The 5,086-nt window shown below is 41.7% G+C and carries 6 protein-coding genes; 3 read left to right on the top strand and 3 right to left on the bottom strand.

What is annotated here, in order from left to right:
- Positions 1-178: 178 nt before the first annotated feature.
- Entirely contained in the window at positions 179-406 is a 228-nt protein-coding gene (locus tag ACFFAP_RS35625; protein WP_375515628.1) for a hypothetical protein, read from the bottom strand.
- Positions 407-681: 275 nt separating this feature from the next.
- Here ACFFAP_RS35625 and ACFFAP_RS35620 point away from each other — a divergent pair, with 275 nt between their 5' ends.
- Positions 682-1,086, top strand: coding sequence for a GFA family protein (locus ACFFAP_RS35620; RefSeq protein WP_375515627.1), 405 nt, complete (start codon positions 682-684; stop codon positions 1,084-1,086).
- Between the two features lie 214 nt (positions 1,087-1,300).
- Here the strand turns inward: ACFFAP_RS35620 and ACFFAP_RS35615 are convergent, their stop codons facing one another.
- Positions 1,301-1,756 (bottom strand): hypothetical protein, encoded by a 456-nt coding sequence (locus tag ACFFAP_RS35615; protein WP_375515629.1) that lies wholly within the window; start codon positions 1,754-1,756, stop codon positions 1,301-1,303.
- 187 nt (positions 1,757-1,943) lie between these two features.
- On the opposite strand from ACFFAP_RS35615, the gene ACFFAP_RS35610 reads away from it, so the two are divergent.
- Both ACFFAP_RS35610 and ACFFAP_RS35605 read left to right on the top strand, forming a co-directional pair.
- Positions 1,944-2,303 carry a VOC family protein gene (locus tag ACFFAP_RS35610; protein WP_298920491.1) on the top strand — a complete coding sequence of 120 codons (360 nt, stop codon included), beginning with the start codon at positions 1,944-1,946 and terminating at the stop codon, positions 2,301-2,303.
- 99 nt (positions 2,304-2,402) lie between these two features.
- Positions 2,403-3,767: a recombinase family protein gene (locus ACFFAP_RS35605; protein WP_375515626.1), complete on the top strand. Its 1,365-nt coding sequence runs from the start codon at positions 2,403-2,405 to the stop codon at positions 3,765-3,767.
- A gap of 8 nt (positions 3,768-3,775) precedes the next feature.
- Here ACFFAP_RS35605 and ACFFAP_RS35600 read toward each other — a convergent pair whose 3' ends face one another.
- Positions 3,776-4,948 (bottom strand): hypothetical protein, encoded by a 1,173-nt coding sequence (locus ACFFAP_RS35600; RefSeq protein ID WP_375515625.1) that lies wholly within the window; start codon positions 4,946-4,948, stop codon positions 3,776-3,778.
- Positions 4,949-5,086 lie beyond the last annotated feature (138 nt).

Here is a 5,086-nt window from a genome sequence, read left to right as displayed (position 1 = left end):
AAGCACTCACCTACCACTGTTTAGGAACGCTTGCAGAAGCAGAAGAAAACTACGCAGAGGCGAGGATTCTTTTGCAGACAGCGTTGGAGATATATGTTGAGTATAAGGATGAATATTGGGGGACGATCGCACGGGAGGCGTTAGAGAGATTACCGGAGTGATGGCAAGGCGATCGCATTTAACAGGGGTGCGACCAGATCATACTCATTAGGCAGGCGTAGCAAGTTGATACAATGGCATTGTCAGCCGATACAATGGCATTGTTAGTCAATACAATCGCATTGTTAGTCAATACAATCGCATTGTTAGCCGATACAATCGCATTGTCAGCCGATACAATCGCATTGTCAGCCGATACAATCCTATTGTTAGCCGATACAATCGCATTGTTAGCCGATACAATCAAATTGCAAGAAATTACCAGGACTTACGCACTTGTACAGTGACTCTTTATTTGTCGCTGTGCCTTGCTTTGTGTCATCAAGGCTGTGAAGGCTGGAATCTCTAACGTTTAGACTAGAATCAGCACAGAAAACTTACAGGCTGCATCAACACAAATTGTTGCAAGTCTAAAGGGGGTAAAGCCCAGCTTCATGACACGAATTTGTTTCGACGCCATTTAATTCGTCACTGTACAAAAGCCTGTACGTTTTTCGGACGACAATCTCTTGGGAAATTGTGATGATCAAAACCTTTATTGGAAGCTGCCATTGCGGCGCAGTTCGATTTGAAGCCGACATCGACCTGAGCTTGGGTACAAACAAATGTAACTGCTCGATCTGCACGAAAACGCGGAATTGGAACGCAATCATTAAGCCTAACGCATTCCGATTGCTATCTGGCGAGGGCGATTTGAGCGACTACCAGTTCAATCTAAAGGTTGGACATCATCTTTTTTGCAAGCACTGCGGCGTGCGATCGTTTGCTCGTGGGCACGTTGAAGAGATTGGCGGTGACTACGTTTCAGTCCAATTGGCTGCCCTCGACAACGCCGAGCTAACGGAACTCATTGAAGCGCCGATTCGATTTGCTGATGGCCGTAACAACAACTGGGATGCGCCTCCAGCCGAGACAAGGCACTTATAGGAACACGTCCCCATGTTGACTGTCGGTTCGCTCCTTATAATAACGCTTCTGTGTTGAGTCCAATACAGACCTAACCCCCAGCCCCTTCCCTACAAGGGAAGGGGAGTAAGATTCAAAGCCTCTCTCCTTTTAGGAGAGAGGAATGGAAGTGAGGTCAGAGTATACGCTATACACAAAGCATCCAGAAAAAGGCAATGATTTGCAAAGTATCGCATCAGTTTCCTGGTGCTAAAGTTGCAGAATTGCCAACGGGTGGTTCGGTGTATTCGCAAAAAATATTCAAGCCGATTTTGAGGATATATAAAACAATAACAGTTGCGATCGCTGGATCAATTGGCAAACCGTGTGCCGTCGCTACACCAACAAGGGAGATAATCAACCCTGTCAGCAAGGGCGAACTCCCTGGATTCTTCGTGTAATCTTTGAGTTGACCGCGAAAACCTTCATCGCCACAGAGTTCCTCACGTAATACCTTTAGTGTTACTTGCCAAAGTGATTTACCTTGCTGCATCAACGGTTGCCCATTTTTCTCAATCCACAAATCCTCAAAAGCGGTTTCAACTTTGCCATTGTGTTTTTCCAAGTGATTCAAAGCGTGTTGTGCAGGATCGTAATCTTCTAAAATCTCCCGTGCAACATTCATTTCTGTATGACTTAATTGAGCATCCATCATTTATCCTCATTTTTTAGTTTGTCATTTCTCATTGAGCATAGGCATCAAGCATTGGGCATCGGGCATTGGGACGAAATAAGGTAGAGACTTTTTCAATAATTCCCCCTTGTCCCCCCACTCCCCACTTTCCGCAAGAGTTCAAATTACGTCAAAATTTAAATAAACGCGATCGCACTTACCAACAATGCAAATTACCCAAAGTCTCCATACAGCGATTCTTGTCACTGACTTAGAACGCTCCGAACACTTTTATGGCAAAGTATTAGGATTATCCAAAATAGATCGTTCCTTAAACTACGCTGGTGCATGGTATCAAGTCGGCGACTATCAAATTCACCTGATAGTCGCAACCACTGTCCCCACCGAAAACCCCAACGAAAAATGGGGACGTAATCCCCACGTCGCCTTCTCAGTAACTGACTTAGACGCCGCCAAACAGCAATTCCTCAATCATAATTATCCCATTCAAGCCAGCGCTTCCGGTCGCGCTGCCCTGTTCACTCAAGATCCTGATGGAAATATTATCGAGTTGAGTCAGCAGTAAAGGGGAGTGGGGGACAAGGGGGAATTATTGAAAAAGTCTCTACCTTGTTTTGTCCCAATGACCAATGACCAATGACCAATGACTAATGACTAATGACTAATGAAAATCATTGCCTATTCTTATACTAATCCGCTATTAGAATCTTCTCCCGATCAAGCCGATTGGGGATGGGAGGTGGATCGGGTTTATGAAGATTTGGGCAAGCCAGAGTCTTCTGGACACGCTACGCGAGAGTCCTCCAGACACGCTACGCGAGAGTCCTCCAGACACGCTACGCGAACGCAATTACAACAATTATTTACCGATTGCGAAACTGAACCAGCAGATTATCTCTTGATTCGTCGGTTGGAAGAATTAGGAGATACTGTAGAGGAAATTAGCGATCGCTTACATAAACTCGAAGCGATTGGAGTAGCGATAATCGCCACAGAACAGCCCTACACTACCGAAAATTACCCTCTGGGCGCTGACTTGCTGAATTTGCTATACGCAGTCCAACGTCAGCAACGTAGCCGTCGCATCCGTGAAGGACACGCCCGTAATCGTCTTGAGGTTGCACCGCCACCGGGCAAAGTTCCCTACGGCTATCGCAGAGGTAAGGGAAAATATACTGTTGATCGCAGTACTTCACCAGTAGTCAAAGATTTTTTTGAACACTTTTTACTCTATGGTTCCCTGCGGGGTTCAGTTCGTTACTTGGCGAAAAAATACGCCAAAAAAATCTCTGTCACCACAGGAAGACGCTGGCTAACTAATCCAGTTTATCGCGGCAATACAGCTTACCAAAATGGTGAAATTATCTCTAATACCCATATTCCGATAATTTCTAAGGAAGAAGCAGCCCAAGTTGACCGGCTTTTACGCCGTAACAGCCGTTTACCATCCCGAACTGCTAGTGCACCCCGTTCTTTAGCTGGGTTGGTTGTCTGTGCTGAGTGTCAGTCACATCTGACAGTTACTCGTGTCACCCAACGCAATCAAGATAAGGAGTATCTTTATTTACGTTCTACTAGCTGTCCTCAACACCCCAAGTGTAAGGCTATTCCCTACCAAGAGGTTTTAGAACATACAATTGAAACGGTTTGCCGTGACTTACCCTTAGCTGTAGCGGGGATGAATTTTCCTCAATTGGATGCAGTGAAGAATAGTTTAGGGCAAGCGATCGCTCGTCAGCAAGAAATACTTGCTCAGTTACCCACTTTAATTGAAACTGGAATTTTAGATGTTGAAACAGCAAAGCTAAGGGCTTACAAACTCCGCACTGAAATTTCTGCACTCGAAGCAAAGTTAGCGACTCTTCCCCCAGTTAACTTGCGTTCTGTTGCTCAAGCTGTTTCTATACCACAATTTTGGTTTGATTTATCGGAAACAGAGCGACGATTTTACTTTCGAGAATTTATCAGGCAAATTGACATTACTCTTGAGAATAAAGAATTGAAACTCCAAGTTATTTTTATTTTTTAATTGAAACGCTATTTCTGAGGCGGTTGATCCTTAGTATACGCAACAGGTTTTGGCCCGGCATTTCGCACATTGACAACTTTATTTAGGATATCAAACCAAAAAGGCGCACCCATCGCAATAGCTAAACCACTCAATAACCAACCGCAAATTAATTTAAAACCCTGCCAAATTGTGATTAATGAAAAGTTACCATTCTTCGAGTCTCTATTATCTAATGGCTTCAACTGTTGATTGATATTTTGCCATCCAATGGGTACAGAAGCATTTCCTAATAGGTTCTCGATTTCATTTCTAGCTTTTAAGTTTGTGATATAATTGGTTTGTTCAGTTACACTTTGAGTAATGCTAGAGCGGATAACTGAATCCCGCGACAGTCTTTTTACAAGGTAAAATGTATCAGTATTGGTTAATATCGCAACTGATATTCCAATTAAAATTGCAGTTCCTTTGGCATTACGTTTATAAACACCACTGGCTCGATCCATAGAGCGATCAAACCATGCTTCGACTTCATTTTTAAACTGATTCGCTTCTTCTGTGAGGTCATGAATCTTTATCCTGCTACGTTTAGCAATCACACCAAGACTCGTAATTAAATTATTAGGTACATAATCCGGTAAATCATTATTAACAAAATCTATAAAATTTTGGTCAAAATCTCCATAAACTTGTTTAATTTTTTTGTAACTTTCACTATTGGGATCATTAATTCCTGTTTTAAGTTCTTTGTAAGATGCTAATATCATGTGCAAGTTAGTTTGAGATTCATCACTAGGATGCTTCACATAATTAATTAACTGGGGAATTTTTAAGGCATCGAATAAGCTAATTGCAAATGTTTCCGAAGGAAGATACGAAGGGCCACTGTGTTTTTCTCCTAGTGCTTTGTTTTTGACAATATTTTTCCTACCTTCCCGTAACTGCTTTTCTACTTTATTTTTGGCTTGTTGATTCAATGTATTAATCAAAGGATCGCTATAAAGTTGCTGTACCAAGTTTTTTGCTTTGATAATATCTGAATCTTCACTTTCGCTACCACCTGCTAAAAGTAATTCAATTGAATTTTTTAAATGTTTAGCTCTCCATTGTAATAATGTGGCAATCAGCTCCTGAATTTCAGAAGCTAGCAAGCTCAAAATCAAGTAGATAAAAACTAAGCCAATAGTAATATCCACAATCACAGGTAAATTCATTAACAGGCTCCTATAATTTTCTAAATCTTTATTCTTCTAAAAAACGCTTTTATAGCATTTTATAACATAGATTATTCAATTTTATAATTACTTAATTAAATTTAAAATGTTAAAACTTGCTTAACT

Source organism: uncultured Nostoc sp., from assembly GCF_964245575.1.
Lineage (GTDB): Bacteria > Cyanobacteriota > Cyanobacteriia > Cyanobacteriales > Nostocaceae > Nostoc.
This window is presented reverse-complemented; position numbering and strand designations above follow the sequence as displayed.